Genomic DNA, 21,301 nt, shown 5'->3' on the forward strand with positions numbered 1-21,301 from the left:
CCCCTCTCTGATTGAGCACATCAAAACGGTCTCAAACCGAACCAAAGCAAGAACGCAACACTTCCGGGTTGCTGACCGTTTCCACGGGTTGGCCCTGCAATATCTTGAGCATATTTTGCGCGACGGTGACAGCCATCTGGTAGGTCGCTTCGCGCGTGATTCCGCCGATATGAGGCGTGCTGATCACCTGCTCCATCTGGAATAACTCGGAAGGTTCGGGTGGTTCCGGGTCAAAGACATCCAAAGCGGCGCCTGCCAGTTTTTTTGCTTTCAGGGCATGAAGCAGGGCATGATGGTCAACGACCCCTCCACGGGCGGTATTGATCAGCAAGGCATGCGGCTGCATCAGGTCGAGCAGTTCGCGATTGACCAGATGTCTGGTTTCTGCGGTCAGCGGGACATGCAGGGATACGATATCGCTGGTGGCAAACAGCTCCTGCAAATCGGTCGTAAGACTCGCCCCCAGCTCAATGGCGCGTTGACGCCGCTGGTCATCCATCCTGCGGACATACACCGAAACCTGCATGCCAAAGCCTTTCCCGGCGATTTCCGCCACCCGCTGGGCAATCGCTCCAAAACCGACCAAACCCAGCCGCTTGCCGCGAAGTTCCATGGTGCGCATATGATCGCGGGCGGCGAAATGATTTCGCCGCATGGCTTGGTCACCTTGTACCACCATTTTGGACAGGGACAGCATGAGGGCCACGGCATGCTCCGCAGTCGCGTTGGTGTTCAGGCTGGGCGCATGCAACACGGGGATTCCCCGCTCTGTCGCTGCCTGGACATCAATGTTGTCGACCCCAACACCCGCGCCGGAAATGGCTTCCAGGCAATCGGCCGCCTCGATGATCTTGCGGGTGATTCTGGCTGGGGCCCGCAGGACGATGCCGTGAACGCCTTTGACCATTTGGCAAAGATGATCCTCATCATAACGTTCCGTATAGATGACGTCGGCAGATTGCCTGAGAATCTCCTCCCCTTTGGGGTCATACATCGGCAAAATCTGCAGCACTTTTTTCCGCACTGCCCATCTCTCCTAACTCTCTCCCGGTCAACCAGCTCTGCTGGTCCACCCGCTATGTAGTCTGATTACCTGCCTTGAAAGCGTGGCGGCCTTTTTTCCAGGAAGGCCGTTGTTCCTTCCACCTTATCCTCTGTGGTCATGAGAATGGCTTGAGACAGTTTCTCGATGACCATCCCGGTATTTTGATCCGTTTCCGTGCCGACATTCACTGCCAACTTGGCCAAACGCAATGCCACCGGACCTTTCTTCAGCATTTTCTCCGCCATTTCTTCGGCTGCCGGGATCAGTTGGTCAATAGGAACCACTTTGTTGACCAGTCCGATGCGCTCTGCCTCCTGTGCCGAAATGATCTCGCCGGTAAAAATCAGCTCTTTCGCCTTGCCTTTCCCGACCAGACGGGCCAGCCGCTGGGTACCACCCGCACCAGGAATGATGCCGAGGTTCAATTCCGGCAGGCCAAACTTGGCATTTTCCGATGCGATGCGGATATCACAGGCCATCGCCAATTCGCAGCCTCCCCCCAGCGCATACCCGTTGACCGCCGCGATCACCGGCTTTTCAAACGCCTCCACGCGGGTATACAATTCCTGCATGCCCGGCTGCAACGCTTCCAACATGGTCCGATCGCGCAGCTTGCTGATATCCGCGCCAGCGGCAAACGATTTGTCCCCCGCTCCGGTAAAGATCAACACGCCAACCTCCGGTTTTTGCGACAGCTCATCCAGCGCCTGACGGATTTCGCCCACGGTTTGGGGATCCAGCGCATTGCGCACCTCGGGACGGTTAATCGTAATCTTGGCAATCGCCCCTTTTACCTCAACCAGAATATTTTGATATCCCATCCTTTTCCACTCCTTTATCAAATAAGGTTCAGATTTTTATTTGTCCGAATGTTCTCGTTAGAAAGGTAGGCCTGGCTTTCGCCAAGCCTACCAGCATCTTAGGTACTCCGACCATCCATGTCTCCATCGCTTCCGTGCAAATGGCGCCCGGTTACGCATGGACCTCTTGCTGGACAGCGTACGGCTTGAGATCGGAACTGACCTCAAACTCAGCCTCCGTGATCGCCCGAAGTTCATCCACGGTCATGTCCGGATGGATCTCCAGCAGGATCATCTTGTCATCCGCAAACCGGAAAACCGCTTTTTCCGTGATCACCATCTCCGCCTTGCGAATGCCGCTGATCGGAAAGGTCAACTTTTTCAGGAGTTTGGGCTTGCCGTCCTTGGACGTATGGGTCATGGCCAGGATGATTTTTTTCGCCCCCGCCACCAGATCCATCGCCCCTCCTACTCCCAAAATCGGACGGCCAGGAATCAGCCAGTTGGCGATCATCCCTGTCTGATCCACCTGCAGGGCACCCAATACAGCCACATCAATGTGTCCGCCGCGAATCATCGCAAACGATTCCGCGCTGTTGAAGATGGAAGCGCCGGGAATGGCGGTTACCGGCTGTTTGCTGGCGTTGATAAACTCCATGTCCACCTCTTCCGGGGGAGGCGTCGGACCCATGCCCAGCAAGCCGTTCTCCGACTGCAGGAAAACCACTTTCCCTTCCGGCATGTAGTCCGGAACCAGCGTCGGAATGCCTACACCCAGATTGACCACATCGCCATCGCGCAATTCCAGGGCGACACGTTTGGCAATCAGAACGTGTTCAGGATCCCTTTTTGCCAATCCGTTCACCTCCTCTCAACGGTGTACAGCAATTGCTCATCAAACCTGCAGGTTCTCAAAAACGGTCGTAATGCCCAGGCCTCCGCCGATGCAGGCCGTGACAATGCCATACTTGCTGCCGCGGCGCTTCATCTCGTTCATCAATTTGATGGTCAGGATCGCACATGTCGCGCCCAGCGGATGACCCAGGGCAATCGCGCCGCCATTGACGTTCAGTTTGTTCATGTCGATGCCCAGCTCTTTTACGACAGCAAGCGTTTGCGCCGCAAAAGCCTCGTTCAGTTCGATGAGATCAATATCATCCAGCGTCAAACCGGCCAGTTTCAGGGCTTTTTGCGTCGCCGGCACCGGACCGATGCCCATGATATCGGGCCGCACACCCGCCACCGCCTGAGAGACAATGCGCATCTTCGGCTGAAGCCCCAATTCTTCCGCCTTTTCCCTGGACATCACCAGCGTGACTGCCGCAGCGTCGTTCCGGCCGCTGGAGTTTCCGGCTGTCACGGTGCCCCCTTCCTTGAAGACGGCAGGCAGTTTGGCCAGAGCCTCCAAGGAGGTTTTCCGCGGATGCTCATCCACTTCAAAGAGGATGGTTCCCTTCTTCGTTTTTACCTCATAGGGAACAATCTCATCCTTGAAGCGGCCCGCCTCGATGGCCTGATGGGCCAGCTCCTGGCTGCGAAGCGCAAATTCATCCTGCTCCTGGCGGCTGATGTTGTACATCTCGGCCAGGTTCTCCGCTGTCAATCCCATCGTCAAGTTGCTCCCCCAGACCTCCTCAGGCTGGGCCTTGGGCTGGCTTTCGGTGTTCGGGTCGCAGACCACGCCATTTCCTGCATGCAAACCAAAACGCAAGCCCCGGATATAATAGGGTGCCGTACTCATGCTCTCGGTTCCGCCGGCGATCACGATATCGGCCAGACCGCACATAATCGCTTGCGCCGCGTTGTTGATTGCCTGCAACCCGGAACCGCACTGCCGGTGTACGGTGTAGCCGGGAACCTCAATCGGCAAACCGGCACGCAGGGCCGCCTTGCGCGCGATGTTCGGCTGATCGGCGCTTTGCTTGACATGCCCCAGAATGACCTCGTCAATCATCGCCCCGTCCACGCCGGTCCGCCGAAGCAGCTCCTCAATCACGCGGGCAGCCAGGTAATCGGGCTCCACATCCTTCAGCGTGCCGCCCATCCGCCCAATGGCGGTACGCACTCCTTCAACAATCACCACTTCGCGCATCGGACTCACTCCCTCGATTTGAAATTTCAGGATTTCGCATACTCTTTTTTCAGCTGTGCGGCAATAATGTTCTTCTGGATTTCAGACGTGCCTTCATAAATCTTGGTAATCCGCGCGTCGCGATAATAGCGTTCAATCGGGTATTCCTTCATATAACCCATTCCGCCGTGGATTTGGACGGCCTTGTCGGCAACCCGGTTGTACACCTCGGAACCGAGCAGCTTGACCATGGCCGCCTCCTTGATCACATTCATTTTCTCGTCGGTCATCCAGGCGACGCGATATACCATCGAACGCAGCGTTTCAATGTCCAACGCCATTTCCGCCAGATAGTGCTGGATGATCTGCTGCTCGAAAATCGGCTTGCCGAACTGCACGCGCTGCATCGCGTAATCCATCGACAGCTCCAGCAGCTTGATACAGGATCCCAGGTTCCGTGCAGCCAGACCTGCCCGTCCGTTGGCCAGAATCTTCAGCGCGTTGACATACCCTTCGCCTTCTTTGCCAAGGACGTTTTCCACAGGAACCTCGCAATCCTCAAAGAACAGCTCCACCGAATGGGACCCGCGCAGCCCCATCTTCTTTTCCACTTTGCCGATACGGAAACCGGGGAAATCCCTTTCCACGATAAACGACGTGATCCCTTTCGGTCCCTTGCTGGGATCGGTGACAGCCATCACGGTAAAGACATGGGCGATGGTTCCATTCGTAATGAAGTGTTTGGAACCGTTGAGGATGTACTTGTCGCCCTTGCGGACCGCGGTTGTCTTGAGGTTGGCCGCGTTGGAACCGGCGCTGGGTTCTGTCAGCGCGAAGGCGCCAATCCATTCACCGCTGGCCATTTTGGGAAGGTACTTTTTCTTCTGTTCTTCCGTCCCCATTTCGACGATACCGACCGTCCCGATGGCGGTGTGCCCGCCAATCACCGTGGTGAAACCGTTATGCGTCTTGCCCAATTCCTCATAGACGGCACATTTTCCGACCATGCCGATTCCGAGTCCGCCATACTCTTCCGGAATGCTGAGGCCGAACAATCCCAGCTCCTTGCTCATTTCCATGATGTCAGCCGGAATTTCATCCTTTTCCTCAATCTCCTGCGCACGCGGATCGACCGTGTTATAGACAAAATCTTTCACGGTCTGCTTCAGCATCTCGATCTCTTTCGGCAGACGAAAGTCCATTCTTCGTACTCCTTTCAGATCGTCGTCTGACTTATGATGTATGAATGCGTTCAACCATAGTTTATCAGATGTTTTCTATTTTGCGAACAGCAAACGTTGTTTTTTGTCATAAATTCCCGCAGCTTGCCCCGCTCATTTCTTGGTATAGTCGTAAAACCCTCTCCCCGATTTGCGGCCAAGCCGCCCCGCCTTGACGTACTTGACGAGAATCGGACTGGGACGGAAACGTTCTCCCAGCGTCTTATGGAGATATTCCATGTTCCGCAAGCGCGTGTCCAGCCCCACCAGGTCGGCCAACTCCAGGGGTCCCATCGGATGGTTCAAGCCCAGTTTGATCGCCTTGTCGATATCCTCCGCAGAGGCAACCCCTTCCATCAGCATGTTCATCGCTTCATTGCCAATCAGGCAGTTCATCCGGCTGGTGACAAAGCCAGGAAACTCGTTCACTTGCACCGTTTCCTTGCCCATCTGGACGGAAACCTTACGGGCGATTTCATAGGTTTCATCCGACGTGTCCAGGCCGCGGATGATCTCCACCAGTTTCATCTTGTGCACGGGGTTGAAGAAGTGCATGGCAATGCATCGATCCGGCCGGTTCGTGGCTGCGGCGATTTCCGTCGGACTCATCGTCGACGTGTTGGTCGCCAGTACCGTCTCCGGTTTGCAGATTTTGTCCAGCTTCTGGAATACCTCGATTTTCAGATCCATCAGCTCCAGCACAGCCTCAATCACCAGATCGGCATCTTTGGCAGCCTCTTCCAGGCTGGTCGTGGTGGTGATCCGGGCCAGTGCCTTGTCAACCTCATCCGCTGTCATCTTTCCGATCTCGACAGCTTTTTTCATATTGTTTTCAATGGTGACCAGCGCCTGTTTGAGCTGCTCATCCGAAATGTCCTGCAGGGAGACCTCAAAACCGCCTGCAGCCGCCACGTGGGCAATGCCGCGTCCCATCGTTCCTGCGCCAATCACGGCAATTTTTTTGACTTCCATCCAGCATGACCTCCTCGTGATAGGATGATTTATTCCACCGGAAGATGCTCATTCAAGACAAGGGCATCCACGTAGAGATGCGGCGTTTTTATCTCTTCAGGCGACAAAGCGCCTACCGGCACAATCTCGTCGACCTGCGCCACCACATAATCAGCGGCAGTGGCCATGATCGAGTTGAAATTGTCGGCCGTCTTCCAGTAAATCAGATTCCCCAGTTCATCGGCTTTGTACGCCTTGATCAATGCCACATCGGCCTTTAAAGCCTTTTCAAAAATGTACCGTTTTCCATCGATTACCCGTTCCTCTTTTCCTTTGGCCAGCTCGGTTCCGACAGCCGTCGGCGTGTAAAAGCCGCCAATTCCCGCCCCTCCCGCACGGATCGCCTCAGCCAGTGTGCCTTGAGGCAACAGTTCCAGCTCCACCTCGCCCCGCTCCCACATCGCAATGGCGTCCCGGTTGGACGTGAAGAAGGAACCAATCGCCTTTTTGATCTGACGATTCAACAACAGTTTCCCCAGGCCCCTGTTGCTCTCTCCCAAATTATTGCTGATAATCGTCAGATCTTTTACAGGCATCTCCAAAAGGTGATATAAGAGGGTAATCGGCGTGCCCGACAAACCGAAACCGCCAACCATCACCGTTTGTCCCGATTTGATGGGCTGCAGCGCTTCTTTGGGTGTCTTGAGCTTTTTTACCTGCCGTGCTGTTTCCATTTCCGCCCTCCTTTAATGCAAATATTCACACAATAAAATCCTGTTTAATTGCGCACATCGAAATCATAGCACTTTAGATTCCTGTGCGCAATTTGATGTCGATTTGTTCTTGTTTTCAAATTATCCGATCAAGTGCCAGCTTTTCAATCTCTTCCAATGAGAACCCCAGCTCGGTTAAAATCTCTTGATTGTGTTCCCCGAGCTCCGGCGCATGTCTTCGGACGGCCCCAGAAGCATGCGAAAACTTGAGCGGAAACCCCACTTGTTTCAACACTCCCAATACCGGGTGTTCCGTTTCAATCACCATATTTCTGGCCAGTACCTGCGGATCGGAAAACACTTCATCCAGATCGTATACCGGTCCAACACAGGTCTCCTCTTCTTTCAGGAGACTCAGCCACTCCGCCTGGTCTTTCTGCAGAAAAATCTCCCGCAGCTCCCGCCGCATTTGATCCTGTACCTCCGGCGGAGCCATCCTCTGCCCGATCCACTCTTCCTTGTCCAGCAGCTCGCAGAGGCGGCGCCAAAACTTCTCTTCCAATGCGCCAACCGAAAGATACTTGCCATCTTTGGTCGGGTATACATCATAACAAGCGTATTTTCCGGAAAGGCGAATCTCGCCTCGCTTCGGAACTTGGCCGTCTGCGAAATACCCGGAGGCATACCCCGCTATCCAGGAAATGGCTCCATCCAGCATGGAAACATCCACAAACTGCCCCTTCCCCGTCTTTTCCTTATAATAGAGGGCCATCAGGATGCCGGCCAGCGCCATCAGCGAACCGCCGCCAATATCCGCTATCTGCACACCCGGCACGACAGGCTGCCCATCTTTGAGCCCAATCAATCCCAAAACGCCGCTATACCCAATGTAATTGATGTCATGGCCAGGGAGATGCCGGTAAGGGCCATCCTGACCATACCCGCTGATGGAACAGTAAACGATGCCGGGATTGATTGCGGATATCTCTTCATAGGAAAGCCCCAGCTTTTTCATCACACCGGGCCGGAAGCTTTCGACAATCACGTCAGCCTCTTTGGCCAGCGCGCAAAAAATCTCTTTGCCCTTTTCGCGCTTCAAGTCAAGCGTGAGGCTCTTTTTGTTGCGATTGATGGTCAAATGACGCGCGCTGTATCCTTGGATATACGGCTCCACATTCCGGCCGTAATCGCCGGTCCCCGGTTGCTCCACCTTGATGACTTCGGCGCCATAATCCGCCAGCAGCATCGTGCAAAAAGGACCCGGAAGCAACCGGGTCAAGTCCAAAACGCGCACTCCTTCCAGAAGGCCCATTGGGCATCCTCCTTCTGCTATCAGCGATCCGCTGTGATTTCCACACTTATCCAATCCATCTTCCCGTTTAAAATCCAGCAAACGAAATGGGTTTTTTAAAGGACGCCTCTGTCATACAGCGACTGAATCTGCTCCTCAGAGTAACCTAATTCGTCTTTCAGGATCTCTTTGGTATGCTGGCCGAGCAACGGCGGGTGGTATCTCACGTCGGCGGGCGTATCCGACAGCTTCACCGCAAATCCCGGTACTTTCAGATTGGGAACCGTGGGATGGTCCAGCTCCAGGATCGTTCCCCTGGCCTGCACCTGGGGATGGTGAACCACCTGGTCCACGGTGTGGATCGGACCGCACGGGACTCCCGCTTCATCCAATAAACGCAATACCTCTTCGCTCGGACGTTGTTTGAGCCGTTCGTTCATGATCTCGATCAGAACCTGGCGATTGGCCACCCGATCGTCGTTTCTCCTGAAACGGGGATCGTCCTTCAGATCTTCCCATCCCAGGGCGGCGCAGCACTTGGCCCACAATCCGTCATTCGCCACGGCGATGATGATATCCTGATCCTTGGTTGGAAATGCCTGGTAAGGAACGATGGTCGGATGCGCCGATCCCATTCGCCCCGGCACTTTGCCCGTCATGAAATAGGCGGTGGCGATATAATTCAACAGGGCCACCTGCCCGTCCAGCAGGCTGACGTCCACAACCTGTCCTTTCCCGGTTTTTTCCCGCGCCATCAAAGCACACAATATGCCGTATACGGCAAACAAACCGGTCGACAAATCGGCAATCGACATGCCCGCTTTGGCCGGCGGACGATCCGGTTCTCCGGTGATGCTCATGAGACCGCCATATCCTTGCAACAGCAAATCGTACCCCGCCTTGTGCCGGTCTGGACCTGTCCTGCCAAACCCGGAAATGGTGCAGTACACCAGACGAGGGTTGACAGTTTTCAGCGTCTCATATCCCAACCCCAGCTTCTCCATCGTCCCGGTGCGGAAGTTTTCGATCAGGACATCGGAGCGCTTTGCCAGTTCCAGGATGATCTGCCTACCTTCCTCCGCTTTCAAGTTTACCGTCATGCTTCGCTTGTTCCGGTTCGAGGCGAGAAAGTAGGCACTCTCTCCCGCGACCGCCGGCGGGGTAAAACGCCGCGATTCGTCACCCGTTCCCGGTTGTTCCACCTTGATGATGTCCGCGCCCATGTCACCCAGCAACATCGTACAAAAAGGGCCCGCCAAGGTTCGGGACAAGTCAAGAACCCGGATGCCCTCCAACGCCCGTGTCATGTTGTGATCACTCCTGATGCAGCGTTTTCACAGGATATTGGATACAATATCATATAAACATTATAGATCATTAAACTATTGTAATCCAACCTTGAAGGAAACACAATCATTATTCATACCTCACACCTTTCGCATCATTTGCCGTGCGATTGAGAAGAATCGGCCGTTTTTCTGGCCAATCGCAACGACACGGGGTCAGATTCGCGGTTATCTTGCGAGAAATCACGACAAGTCTGAATACGGTGTTTTACATGCCCGCGACGAGCAAGTTACAATGGAGTATGAAAATTCCATCACATGGCACAGATCATATTGCCTCTTCAATTCGCTGAATTCCCGTCAGGGAAGCGGGGGAACCGAATGGGCGTGTCCATGGTGCACGCAGGGGTGAGTCCCGCGCGGAGACAACAGGGATGAACAACCCTTTATCTCTCGCGGGTAGGGCGATTCTGGCGCCCGAACCCGTCAGCTAACCTCGTAAGCGTACCGGAAGGAGGGAAGTCCATGGTTGATCGAAGGCGAGATCCGCTTGTGATGGCGCCTGTTTAGCCACGGGAAAAGTCTCTTCTCGTGGCTTTTTGCGTTGTCGTGGCTTTTTGTGTTGGCAAGATCGAGCATGAATGGAATGGGAGGCATGATCGTGAACGTTCGACAAAGAAGCCGGCTTCACCACGGTGCTATTGGCTCTCTGATCCTCATCTTCTCTATCCTGTTCACCGCTTGCAGCGTATCCGCGCCAAGTCAAGTGTCCCCAAACCAATCTTCCAATCCCGCCGCTCCGCAGGGCACCATCCGCATCGGCCTCGTCGACTGGGCTGAAGCGATTGTGGTATCCAACTTGTGGAAAGTGATTTTGGAAAGGGAAGGTTATCAGGTAGAGCTGAAAGAACTGGACGTGGCCCCCTTGTACAAGGGACTGGCACAAGGCGATCTGGATCTGTTCCTGGACGCGTGGTTGCCCGGTTTTCATCGAAACTATTGGGAAAAATTAGGAAATCAACTGGAAGATCTGGGCAGTTGGTATGAAGGCAAAGCCTACACCGGTCTGGCCGTTCCTTCCTATATGAAAGAAGTGAATGCGATCGCCGATCTGGAGAAGCATAAGGAAGCCTTCAAGGGGGAAATCGTCGGCATCGATGCCGGGGCCAGCGTGATGCGATTAGTGGAGGAAAAGGTCATCCCCGCATACGGGCTTTCCTACAAACTGATCTCCTCCAGCGAGGCGGCGATGTTGAGCAAGGTGCGAAAAGCTTACCAGATGCAGGAACCGATCGTCTTTCTCGGTTGGAATCCGCACTGGATGTTCACCGAATGGGACTTGAAATACCTGGAAGATCCAAAAAAGGTGATCCCTGAAGGGGAAGAAATCCGGATCCTTGCCCACAAAGACTTCAGCGAACAATATCCTGAAGTGGCTGATGCGCTCAAGCGATTTAAGCTGAGTGATGCCGAGCTTGGTGAGATGGAGAACGAAATCTTCAACAAAGGCAATGACGAGCTTGCTGTGGTGAGAAGATGGGTGGAAGAAAATCAGGCGTTGGTCGATCAATGGCTGGGCAAACAAAACAGCAAGTAAAACAAGGGCAGATAGCGGCGCCACGGTTTCACCCGCTATCTGCCCATCGTTTCTTCTCATGCCGTTTCCCTTGGCCTGCGGACATCTCACTCAAATCGATGCAGCGAATCTCAACACCCCGGCGATCCCTGACCGGATACCATTTATTGAATTTTTCGTATAATGTACTGTCAGCAAAGATAAGGACCCTGCGTTTTGCCGGAATGCGTTCCAGCTCATAGAGCAACTTGAAAATATGTTGAACGTACCGGTGATCCTCTTTCATGTGGGGAAACGCCCGGTGGGTCACGATGTAACCCACCAGGAAATATTCTCCATTTTCCTGCTCCCGGGAAACCACGTCCAAATGGCATTCATAACCGATATTGACGCATTCCTTTCGCAAGGAAAGCCTGGTTTCGGAAGACAGGATACCGCGGATCAGATTCTTTATCTTTTTCGTTTCCATGCAGCCCACCAACTCACTAATCGTAATTGACCCACACGCTCTTGACCTGCGTGTACAATTCCAGCGCATAACTGCCCATCTCACGGCCGATGCCGCTGTACTTGTATCCGCCAAAAGGCACCGCATCATCCAGGACATTGTAACAATTGACCCATACGGTCCCGGCCTTCAGGCGCTTGGTCATCCACTGTGCCGTCCGGATATTGCTCGTCCATACGCCCGCGGCCAGGCCATAAATGGTGTCGTTGCACCGCTCGATGACCTCTTCCAGCTCTTCAAACACCTGAACTCCCAAAACCGGACCGAAAATCTCCTCTTGCGCAATGCGCATCTTGTTATCGACATTGGTGAAGATCGTGGGCGAGACAAAGTAACCCCCGCCTGCCTCTGCCATCCTTCCTCCCGCGAGAGCCACCTCGGCCCCTTCCTGTTTGCCCAGTTCAATGTACCGCTCGATCCGCTCCAGGTGTTCCTGGCTCACCACCGGGCCAAAACGGGTTTCCGGGTCCAGGCTGTGTCCTATCTTCATCTGTTTGGCCATCTGGACGAGCTCCTCCACGACCTGATCGGCAATGGACTTTTCGACAAACAGACGGGAACCGGCGCCACAAACTTGCCCCTGGTTGTAAAACAGGGCGAAAAAGGCGTTGGGAATGGCCCGCTTTAAATCCGCATCGGCAAAGATCACGTTGGGTGACTTGCCGCCCAGCTCCAGAGAAACCGCCTTCAGGTTCCCGGCCGCAGCCCGCATGATCTCCTGACCGACGGCAGTGGAACCGGTAAAAGCCACCTTATCCACATCCGGGTGGGCCACCAATGCCGCCCCGGCCTCTTCGCCGAAACCGGTGACGATGTTGATGACCCCTTTGGGGAAGCCTGCCTCCATGGCCAGTTCTCCGAGCCTCAATGCCGACAACGGGGTTTGTTCCGCCGGTTTCAGCACCACCGTGTTGCCACAGGCCAATGCAGCTGCAAGTTTCCAGGCGGCCATGAGAATTGGAAAATTCCACGGAATGATCTGCCCGACCACGCCCATCGGCTCCCGCACTGTGTAAGCCAGGTAATTCCCGCGTTGCGAATGGGAAATGGTATCTCCCGTAATCTTGTTGGCCCAGCCGGCATAATAGCGGAAGTGGCGAATCGTTGCCGGAACATCGATCCGCCTGGCATCGCGGATCGGCTTTCCGGTATCAAGCGACTCCAGGACAGCCAGCTCCTCCTGATGCGCCTCCAGCAAATCGGCCAGCCGGTGTAACAATTGGCTCCGTTCATAAGGCGTGTAAGCCGGCCAATCCCCCTGTTCAAACGCCTGCCGCGCCGCCTGCACCGCCCGGTCGATGTCTGCCGCGTCACCGCGCGCTGCCTGGGCAATGATCTCCCCATTGGAGGGATTAAACACGGGGAAGGTATTCCCGCTGGCTGACTCCACCCATTCGCCGCCGATCAGGTGTTTTTTCGGTGACCTGAGAAAAGCCTGAACAGATTCCGGAATCGGGTACATGGGCTAAATACCTCCTCAAAAGATTTCTATTTTTAAAAACGACGTACTATCCTCCATTATATCTTTTTCTTGATTATTATGAATCCTCTTTTCCCGTTCCAGAACCTTCGCATCTCTCCCCTCGAAAACAGGCCTAACCTGCCAGCCGGCCATACTTGCCGCCGTAGAAAACCAGCGGTGCGCCGTCCCGCTCCTGGCCGTCCACCACGCGGCCAATCATGATGATGTGATCCCCGCCTTCATAACGGGCTTCCACCTGGCAATCGAAATAGCCCAGCACATCCTGAAGAATCGGCGATCCGGTCTTGGCCGTCAGATAGGAGACGCCGGCAAAGCGATCGATCTCTTTGGCGGCAAAATGGCGGGACAGCGCTTCCTGCTCGGCCGCCAAAATGTTGACGGCGAAGGCCGACGCCTCCATAAAGTCGGAAAACAAACTGGCCGATTTGCCGATGCAAAACAGCACCAAAGGCGGATCAAGCGACAAAGATGTGAACGAATTGGCCGTCATGCCCACAGGCCGTCCCTGTTTATTGATGGTCGTGACCACCGTCACGCCCGTCGCGAATCTCCCGGCAATATTTCGAAACATCCGGCCATCCATGCGTTTCCCCCCTTTAATCCACCCATTTTCCGTGCAGCGCCTGAAAATGTTCCGGATCATGCGAGAAGAACAGCGGAATCCCAGCCTGCTCAATGACCCGCAATCTCGCATAAGAGTCCGTCAGCACCTCCACGTTCCAGTCATAGGGCATCGGCGCATTGTTGACATACGCTTCGTAAAGGTGGGAGGTATCTGCCGCCAGGCAAATCGGCCCGCGATTCTCCAGCCTCAGGATCATGGCCTGATGCCCCGGGGTATGTCCAGGCGTGCGGATCAGCTGAATTGTGCCGTCCTGGAACAGATCCACGTCGCTTGTCAACTGCAAATACTTGAAGCCCCGTGTGTCTTTGTAATCGTTGTAACAATAGACCAACCCCGGAAAATGATCCGGCCACCAGGCAAAACGCAACTCATCCTTTTGCACGACAAATGTCGCGTCTGGAAAATGGCACATGCCTCCAGCGTGGTCCAGGTGCATATGGGAGAGAATCACGTATTTCACATCTTCCAGCTTATACCCCAAACGGATCACTTGTTGATCAACAGCCATCTCGCGGGTCAACGTACAGCCAAAGGCTTCTCTCATCCCCGGTCCCCAATGGGTCTCGGCCGTCTCCGGATCGGCCACCAAATAGTTCACCCCGGTATCAAAGAGAATCACCCCGTGTCTAGGATGCTCAATCACCCAAACGCTGGAGGGAATGGTGACCTGACCCGATGCTCCCGTCATCAGAATCCCCTTGTCCAGCGTCAACGGACCGCAATCCACAACCGTCACTTTGCATCCACGTGCCATCATGCATTCCTCCTCACACCAAAGATTTTTTTAATTCCCGGATATCCATCCCATATTTTTTAATCTTTCTGTATATTGAACTGCGATTCATGTTCAATTCCCGTGCGGCTGCACCCAGGTCAAAACGGTGCTTGGCCAGCACGTCACATATCCACCTGGCCTCTGCCTGTTCGACGGGCGACAACGAGACCGCCGGACTTCGAATCGAGCGAACCGAATATTCAAGGCGTCTCATCTCGGCTGGCAGCTCATCAGGTGTAATCCGTTCGCCCTCAGCCATCGTCACGGCGTATTCCATCGCATTTTGCAACTGGCGGATATTTCCCGGCCAGTGGTAATTTTGCAAACACTCAAGCGCTTCTTCGCTCAACTCGTATGGCCCGCAGCCTTTCTGCGCGGCAAATTTGTTCAGGAAATGCCGGCTCAAAAGCGGAATGTCTTCCGCGCGCTCCCTTAACGCGGGCAACGCGATCTCGAACACTTTAATCCGATAATAAAGGTCTTCTCGAAACCTCCCTTCACGGATTTCATGTTCCAAATTTTTGTTGGTGGCGGCAATGATGCGGACATCAATGGGAATCGGTTCATGTCCGCCAATGGGCATGATTTCCTGCTCCTGAATGGCGCGCAGGAGCTGAACCTGTAAGTCCATCGGCATGTCGCCGACTTCATCCAAAAAGAGCGTGCCCCCATCGGCCAGTTGAAACTTCCCCTTGCTGCCTTTCGGATTGGCTCCGGTGAAGGCGCCGCCCACGTAGCCGAATAATTCACTAGCCAGCAATTCCTTGGGGATCGCCGCACAATTGATGGCGATAAACGGTTTGCCGCTGCGCTGGCTGGCATGATGAATTGCGTGGGCGATCAGTTCCTTGCCCGTGCCGCTTTCACCGGTAATGAGGATGTTGGCATCAGAAGTGGCCGCCTTTTTCGCCAATTGCACACACTTTAAAAAGGCTGGTGAATGGCCGATCAATGATTGGAATGAATATTTCGTATGATTTTTCGTTGAAAGTTGGGGAGCTGGACGTTCCTTTCGATGCACGATGACCTGCCGGGCAATATCCTGATTTCGCCAGGAAATTTTTTTCATTTGCACCTCATACCGCTCCCCTGGCAGGTCCAACTCGAAGTTTATCTCCGAAGTGAATTCCGCATGTTGATATTGTTGAACCTGTCGTTGAAACTGCTCCAGCACGGCATATTTCTTGAGAAATTCCACACCTTTGTCATTGGCGAAGAGCACCTTTCCGTGCAGGTCGAGAAGAAATACGCTGCTTTGTTTCCACTTCAGGGTCGATTCCATGAAAACATGCTGCAGCATTTCCTTGGCCTGGTAGTACTCCATTGCCAACCGCTGCTCGATGGTTTTTGCCCCCCAGACCGACATCATCATGCTTTGCAGATTGATTTGCTCGGCCAGAGTGGAAAGGTTCAACACGGCCAGGAGGTCCCCGGTAAACGGATCGAGGATCGGCGTCGATGCACATGCCCACATATGACAGCCCATCGTGAAGTGTTCGGCGGCAAATACCTGAACCGGTTTTTTCAGCACCATGGACGTACCGATGGCATTGGTTCCCGCATAGGGTTCTGACCATACGGCACCGGGGGTCACATTGACGGTGGACCCGATCAAGCGGACCACTTCCGGGTCCCCTGTCACTTCCAGGACGACGCCTTCCCGGTTGCAGTATAAAATCGCATGCCTGGTGTTTTGCAGTTCCCGTTTCAAGTCCCGGATAATGGGCAAGGCCATCTGGAAAGTCGGATCCATTTTGCGCAGTTCTTCCAGCATGTCATCGGGAAGATTCTTAATGGAGCCGGCATCGGTCGGCTTGACATCATATTGCAGACACCGCTGCCAGGAGTCGATAATGAAATCGCGTTCAACAAACTCGGGATGAACATGATGTATGTCTTGTTGGATGTCTCGGTTTCCGCGATACAGGTACTCCTCCCAGACCCGCAACAACCGTTCTTTGGCATGATAGACGCCACGGTTTTGTGAGTCTTGATAAACGTAAGACGGTACCATTGACATCATGATTACCCCTTTATTAAAAAGTGATATTTTTGATAATTTGTCATAATAATAGTTTATTCACTTTATTGTCAATGGTTGTCTTTACCAAGGATGTACCAACTGGACCCGACTCTTGCAGGAACATGCATCGCTTCATAATTAAGGAGAAACCTGTCAATAAGGAAAAACCTGCTCGATCTGAACTCGAATCAACACGCTTCCATCTGTCGCCGGATTGGATTCAAATGCGGCCGTCCCTTTCAACTTGTAGCCATGATACGGCTGATCTTCACGCAACACGCTGACAAGCACTTGGGGACTGTTCTTCATCAGCTGGACGGTCCGGCTGTCTTCACGGTCCCGGTAAATCAGGGCATTGGCATCATCAATCACCACCTCCCTTACGGAAACATTCGGATAGCCCCCTTCTCCCATACAGGCAATATAGACCTTGCCGCCATTGTTGCGGATCAACGCCAAAGCCTCAGGCACAAACGATTCGTCCATCCGTTCTTCCCTCCCGGACTCTTAATCCATCACGATGGTCGCGCGGGGCACCGCCCTTTTTTCTGCCAGTTCAAACGCGTGATTAATCTCCGACAACTTGAATTTGACAGCGAACAACCGATGGTAAGGATAAAGATCAATCGTCTTGGAAAGAAAATCCATCGCCATTTTTAACGCTTCCGGTTCGTACCAGGAAACGCCAACGATGCTTTTATTGCCGAAGACCAATTTGGACGGATCCAATTCAACAACCTTGCCCTTGCTGATATTTCCGATTTCCAAATAACGCCCGCTCAGCGCCAGCATGTTCAATCCTTCATTCACCACACCGGGATGACCGACCAATTCCACCACCACATCGGCGCCGATACCGTCGGTCAATTCCCGCACGCGCGCCACCCTTGACCGGTCATCCGGATACTCTTGGAGATCGATGGTCTCATCCGCGCCAAACTGCCTGGCCAATTCGAGCCGCTCCTTCACCCCGTCGATCACAATCACCCGTTTGGCACCCATGTGCTTGGCTACTGCACTCGCATAGATGCCAAGTCCGCCCGCACCTTGGATCACCACCGTTTCGCCAAATCGCAAATCGACCCTTTGGAACCCCTGTATCACTTGCGCCAACGCGCAATTGGCACCGGAAACCACTTCATCCGGAACATGATCAGGCACTTTAAAGATGACCTGATTCGGCTTCAAATAATAATAGTCTGCAAATCCGCCGACAAAGTGCGGCGGCTGCTCGCAATTCCCCATCATCGCCATGCTGGAATGCAGGCAACTGACCGTCCGGCCCTTCAAACATTGGGGACATCTGCCGCAGTGGGTGAAATACTGGAATACCACCCGATCCCCTTCGGATAACGGCGCGCCGTTAAAATCGCGATGGACTCCGGCACCCAGCTTGGCAACCGTTCCCATCATTTCATGCCCCAAAATCGTCGGCAACGCGCCGCCGATTTTCGTCGTCTGGAAATCGCCGTGCCAAGCGTGCAAATCGGAACCACAGATGTTGCACAGACGCACTTTCACCAGGATGGCGCCCGGTTCCGGTTCGGGCACCGGAAACTCCCGTATCTCAAACGGTTGCCTGGGCGCAACGAATACCGCCGCTCTGCCGCTTTTCACAATCCATCCCTCTTTCTTCTGAAACGCTTAACCGGTATTTTTCAGCATTTCCCTTAACGCCTTTTTATTGAACTTCCCCACGCCCGTTTTGGGAATTTGATCCATAAAGATGAATTTATCCGGCAACCACCATTTGGGAAATTTGTCCGCAAGCCACTCACGCAACACTTCTTCACTCGCTTGTTCTCCCGTCTTCAGCACCACACATGCGACCGGCCGCTCTTGCCACTTTTCATGCGGCACAGCCACCACTGTGGCTTCCTGCACCGCCGGATGGGACATCAAGGCATTTTCCAGATCGACGGATGAGATCCATTCACCGCCGCTTTTGATCAAGTCCTTGGCCCGGTCTACCAGCTTGATGATCCCTTCTTCATTGATCGTCGCGATGTCGCCGCTCTTCCACCATCCGTCGATGAAGCTTTCCTTTGTCCGTTCATCCCGATAGTATTCGGTCGCGATCCACGGACCGCGGACATAAATTTCGCCCATGTGCTGGTCGTCCCACGGTACCGGCTGATTTTGTTCATCGAGAATTTTCATTTCCAGCCCAGGCGACAGCAACCCCTGTCTCGCCCGAATTTTCATCTTTTCGTCGAGGCTCAAATGCTGTTGATAGCTCTTGATGTGTACGGTTGTCGCGATGGGGGAGCATTCTGTGGCCCCCCATGCGGTGAAAATGGGCACACCGTACAGGTGCTGATAGGCCTGAATCACGGCTTCCGGCGTCGCTTGGCCGCCCAGCATGAGCGCCCGCAGCGACGATATGTCATACGGTTTGTGCTGCAGCACTTTTAACATGTCGATCCCGACAGTGACGGCAGCGGCAGCAAAGGTCACTTTCGTCTCTTGGATAAGACGGGCAAGGTCCTCTGCCGTGGGATGCACGCCCGGGAATACCAGGGTCGAACCCATCCATGCGCCGGCGAAAGGAATTCCCCAGGCGTTGACATGGAACATCGGCACAAAGGGCAGCAGCACGTCTTTTTCTTCGATGGCCATCGAATCAACAAAACATAAATGGGCAGTATGCAGATAGATGCTCCGGTGTGTATACACAACCCCCTTGGGATTGCCGGTGGTGGCGGAGGTGTAACACATTCCGGCAGGAGAATTTTCGTCCAACGTCGGAAAGTCATAACTTTCCGCTTCTTGCGCCAGCAATTGCTCATAGCTGCTCGCCGAAGGCAGTGTCGTTTCCGGCACATGGTCGGACAGGATGATGAAGTGCTTCACCGTTTTCAGACGGGGTGCCACTTCTTCCATCACCGGCAGCAAATCCGGATCCAGAAAAACCACTTGGTCTTCGGCATGATTCAAGATATAGGCGATATGTTCAACCGAGAGGCGGATATTGACCGTATGCAGGACGGCGCCATAACAGGTTACGCCAAAATACAATTCAAAATGCCGGTACGTGTTCCACGCAAACGTCGCCACCCTGTCGCCCCGCTTGATGCCCAAGCGCTTTAAGACGTTGGCCAACCGGCAAACCCGCCGGTAGTAATCGCCATAGGTGTAACGGTGCAAAAAGCCGTCCGCTTCGCGGGAGATGACCTCTTTTCTGGCGAAAAAGAGGTTGGCCCTTTCCAGCATGTTTTTCAGGTTCAACTGATATACCGCCACGGTATGTTTCTCCCCCCTTTCGAGACCAAACAGATATGTCAGCCTGACCTGATCAGTCGGCCCAATTTGGCATGACTTCCGTCGCAAACATTTCCAGATGGCGCATCATGTCATCGTGGGGAATCAATCCGGGATACTGCCACATCAGCAGGTACTCGGGATTGTGCTTTTTGACGATCTTTTCGATCATAAAGTTGACCGTGTCGGGGCTGCCCACCAGTTCAAAACCGCGCTCATACAGATCGTCGAAATCGCCGGGTCCCGGTTTTTCTTCGCCATGCCGTTTGAGGGCGTGGTTGAATCCCAAATGTCCGAACCAATCCGGCCATACGAAACCGTTTCCATCCCTCGCCAGACGCTTCGCCTCTTCGTCCGTCTTCGCCACAAACACGTCCCGGAACAGGCCGATGTTCTGCCCCAGTTCATAGCGGCGGCCGTGCTTTTCCGCCTCTTCCTGGTAGGCACGGAACAACGTTTGAATCGTCGTATCATCGGTTGTCAGCGCAAACGGCACGATGCCCTCGCGCGCGCAGAAACGGAAAGTCTCTTCACTGAACGAAAACGGTTGCCAAATGGGCGGGTGGGGCTTCTGATACGGCCTGGGCGCAATCCCGATTTCCTTGATCATGCCGTCCTCTCCTAAACCGCGGCCCCACAGGCGTACCGGATCATGATTGAAATCGAGGTTTTCAGGCGGAATTTGCCAGTATTTTCCTTTGTAAGAAAACGTTTCTTCCGTCCATGCCTTTTTGATGATCTGATAATGTTCCAGGAAAAGTTCGCGGTTCTTGCGATCGTTTTCCGACTGATCCGAGAATGTCGCTCCAACTTTATATACTTGCCCCATCACTTCCGCCCAACGCTTCTGATAGCCACGGGCGAAGCCTGCGATCACACGGCCGCGCGTCATCTGATCCAACATCGCCAAATCTTCGGCGACCCGGATCGGATTTTGCATGGGCAAGACGATTCCCAATTGCGCGATCTTGATCCGTTTTGTCATCATGCCGAAATACAGCCCAAGCAAAATGGGGTTGTTGGAGACTTCAAAACCTTCAATGTGGAAGTGATGCTCGGTAAAAGCAAACGCGTAAAAACCCAGGTCGTCTGCCGCTTGAACCTGCTGTCCGATTTGATAGAGCATCGTTTGGTAAGCTTGCGTGTTTTGTCCTGGAAGCATTCCGGACTCAATCTGCTTTCTCGTGCCCACTGTCGGCAAGTAAAACAAGACAAATTTCAACGTCGACAACCTCCCCTATCATTACGTGAATATCAATTTGGCGTTACCGACCTCTATACAAAGCAAGTTCCATGCCAAAACGTGTCGTTTCATGCCTGTCCGTGACAGACCGGCGACATGAGCCTGACAGATGCGAAGTTTTCACCTATTCGGCGCAATGTGACAGCGCCTTACAGAAGGCCTTCAATTGCCGTTTTTCTAAATAATGGTTACTAATCCAAAAAATGTGTCTTATAAAAGCGATTTCATTTCTCATTTCGACGACACAGATCTTACCAACCGGGTTCATATCGAGTAGGAGGGGGCGACTAACCCCCGTCCCCTCACACCACCTAGCATGCGGGTCCGCACTAGGCGGTTCGCCAACCTTGACGAATTTCGAAATATCTTTCCGTTAAACTCTTCAGTCCTTGGGATTTCCAATAGGCAATCCCAAGGGCTTTGTGCAATT

The 21,301-nt window shown here is 53.7% G+C and carries 19 protein-coding genes; 1 reads left to right on the forward strand and 18 read right to left on the reverse strand.

Translation table 11 applies throughout. The features are described from left to right. Positions 1-31 precede the first annotated feature (31 nt). The 9 genes from BAA01_06900 to BAA01_06940 all read right to left on the reverse strand — a co-directional run bounded on the left by BAA01_06900 (position 32) and on the right by BAA01_06940 (position 9,398). Positions 32-994, reverse strand: a complete 963-nt coding sequence (locus BAA01_06900) for a hypothetical protein (protein ID OUM86491.1) — start codon at positions 992-994, stop codon at positions 32-34. A 95-nt stretch (positions 995-1,089) separates the two neighbouring features. Beyond that, entirely contained in the window at positions 1,090-1,866 is a 777-nt protein-coding gene (locus tag BAA01_06905) for an enoyl-CoA hydratase (GenBank protein OUM86469.1), read from the reverse strand. A 151-nt stretch (positions 1,867-2,017) separates the two neighbouring features. Next, the gene (locus tag BAA01_06910; protein OUM86470.1) at positions 2,018-2,701 is read right to left on the reverse strand and encodes a succinyl-CoA--3-ketoacid-CoA transferase; all 684 of its coding nucleotides are present in this window, start codon (positions 2,699-2,701) and stop codon (positions 2,018-2,020) included. A gap of 39 nt (positions 2,702-2,740) precedes the next feature. Continuing rightward, the gene (locus BAA01_06915) at positions 2,741-3,937 is read right to left on the reverse strand and encodes an acetyl-CoA acetyltransferase (GenBank protein ID OUM86471.1); all 1,197 of its coding nucleotides are present in this window, start codon (positions 3,935-3,937) and stop codon (positions 2,741-2,743) included. Positions 3,938-3,963: 26 nt separating this feature from the next. Then, positions 3,964-5,118 (reverse strand): acyl-CoA dehydrogenase, encoded by a 1,155-nt coding sequence (locus tag BAA01_06920; protein OUM86472.1) that lies wholly within the window; start codon positions 5,116-5,118, stop codon positions 3,964-3,966. A gap of 132 nt (positions 5,119-5,250) precedes the next feature. Then, the gene (locus BAA01_06925) at positions 5,251-6,108 is read right to left on the reverse strand and encodes a 3-hydroxybutyryl-CoA dehydrogenase (protein OUM86473.1); all 858 of its coding nucleotides are present in this window, start codon (positions 6,106-6,108) and stop codon (positions 5,251-5,253) included. Positions 6,109-6,137: 29 nt separating this feature from the next. Continuing rightward, positions 6,138-6,821 carry a succinyl-CoA--3-ketoacid-CoA transferase gene (locus tag BAA01_06930; protein OUM86474.1) on the reverse strand — a complete coding sequence of 228 codons (684 nt, stop codon included), beginning with the start codon at positions 6,819-6,821 and terminating at the stop codon, positions 6,138-6,140. Positions 6,822-6,936: 115 nt separating this feature from the next. Further along, a complete protein-coding gene (locus tag BAA01_06935; GenBank protein OUM86475.1) occupies positions 6,937-8,112 on the reverse strand; it encodes a carnitine dehydratase in 1,176 nt (391 codons plus the stop codon). 95 nt (positions 8,113-8,207) lie between these two features. Then, positions 8,208-9,398 carry a formyl-CoA transferase gene (locus BAA01_06940; GenBank protein OUM86476.1) on the reverse strand — a complete coding sequence of 397 codons (1,191 nt, stop codon included), beginning with the start codon at positions 9,396-9,398 and terminating at the stop codon, positions 8,208-8,210. Positions 9,399-10,032: 634 nt separating this feature from the next. Here BAA01_06940 and BAA01_06945 point away from each other — a divergent pair. Further along, entirely contained in the window at positions 10,033-10,974 is a 942-nt protein-coding gene (locus BAA01_06945; GenBank protein OUM86477.1) for a hypothetical protein, read from the forward strand. A gap of 28 nt (positions 10,975-11,002) precedes the next feature. On the opposite strand, the gene BAA01_06950 is transcribed toward BAA01_06945, so the two are convergent. From BAA01_06950 to BAA01_06990, 9 genes are all read right to left on the reverse strand, one after another. Further along, entirely contained in the window at positions 11,003-11,422 is a 420-nt protein-coding gene (locus BAA01_06950) for a hypothetical protein (GenBank protein OUM86478.1), read from the reverse strand. Between the two features lie 16 nt (positions 11,423-11,438). After that, complete coding sequence (locus tag BAA01_06955) at positions 11,439-12,923, reverse strand: betaine-aldehyde dehydrogenase (GenBank protein ID OUM86479.1); 1,485 nt, start codon at positions 12,921-12,923, stop codon at positions 11,439-11,441. A 133-nt stretch (positions 12,924-13,056) separates the two neighbouring features. Next, positions 13,057-13,527, reverse strand: coding sequence for a hypothetical protein (locus tag BAA01_06960; protein ID OUM86480.1), 471 nt, complete (start codon positions 13,525-13,527; stop codon positions 13,057-13,059). A 13-nt stretch (positions 13,528-13,540) separates the two neighbouring features. Beyond that, positions 13,541-14,326, reverse strand: a complete 786-nt coding sequence (locus BAA01_06965; protein ID OUM86481.1) for a hypothetical protein — start codon at positions 14,324-14,326, stop codon at positions 13,541-13,543. 10 nt (positions 14,327-14,336) lie between these two features. Continuing rightward, a complete protein-coding gene (locus BAA01_06970; protein OUM86482.1) occupies positions 14,337-16,364 on the reverse strand; it encodes a hypothetical protein in 2,028 nt (675 codons plus the stop codon). A gap of 156 nt (positions 16,365-16,520) precedes the next feature. Further along, the gene (locus BAA01_06975) at positions 16,521-16,853 is read right to left on the reverse strand and encodes a hypothetical protein (GenBank protein OUM86483.1); all 333 of its coding nucleotides are present in this window, start codon (positions 16,851-16,853) and stop codon (positions 16,521-16,523) included. 21 nt (positions 16,854-16,874) lie between these two features. Beyond that, a complete protein-coding gene (locus BAA01_06980; protein OUM86484.1) occupies positions 16,875-17,984 on the reverse strand; it encodes a zinc-binding alcohol dehydrogenase in 1,110 nt (369 codons plus the stop codon). 27 nt (positions 17,985-18,011) lie between these two features. Next, positions 18,012-19,580, reverse strand: coding sequence for a fatty-acid--CoA ligase (locus BAA01_06985; GenBank protein ID OUM86492.1), 1,569 nt, complete (start codon positions 19,578-19,580; stop codon positions 18,012-18,014). Between the two features lie 82 nt (positions 19,581-19,662). Next, entirely contained in the window at positions 19,663-20,850 is a 1,188-nt protein-coding gene (locus BAA01_06990; GenBank protein ID OUM86485.1) for a methylene-tetrahydromethanopterin reductase, read from the reverse strand. Between the last annotated feature and the right edge of the window lie 451 nt (positions 20,851-21,301).

This window comes from Bacillus thermozeamaize (assembly GCA_002159075.1).
Classification (GTDB): Bacteria; Bacillota; Bacilli; order ZCTH02-B2; family ZCTH02-B2; genus Bacillus_BB; species Bacillus_BB thermozeamaize.